Origin of the sequence: Mesorhizobium sp. M8A.F.Ca.ET.207.01.1.1, assembly GCF_004794715.1 — a bacterium.
Classification (GTDB): domain Bacteria; phylum Pseudomonadota; class Alphaproteobacteria; order Rhizobiales; family Rhizobiaceae; genus Mesorhizobium.
On the sequence record NZ_SRUS01000376.1, the window covers coordinates 1 to 321 of the forward strand.

A 321-nucleotide genomic window follows, 5' to 3' on the forward strand; every position below is an offset into this window, starting at 1 on the left:
GATCGCGCCGCTTTTGTCGATCGTCAGGCCGGGCCCATCGCCGATTATGCCCGCCGCCGCCGTGCCGGAAACACCGATAAAGCCATGATTGTCCACGTGGCCGCCTGCGGCATCGCTGATGATGCCGTATGTGGCGACGCCCAGCGCTTCGATCGAGCCGTTGTTGACGATGTGCGCATTGTTGCCCTCGGACAGGACACCGATCGAGGCATCGCCAATGGCCAGAATGGCGCCGTTGTTGAGGATGGTCGCGTCCGCGCCTTGCGAATGCACATTGGCGGCGGCACCGCCCAATGTTTCGATCAGCCCGTCGTTTGTAAG

General features: G+C 62.6%; 1 protein-coding gene. It reads right to left on the reverse strand.

The window, feature by feature from the left end; all coding sequences use genetic code 11:
• A partial coding sequence (locus EN850_RS36735; RefSeq protein WP_210238068.1) for a hypothetical protein occupies positions 1 to 321 on the reverse strand: 321 nt, incomplete at both ends.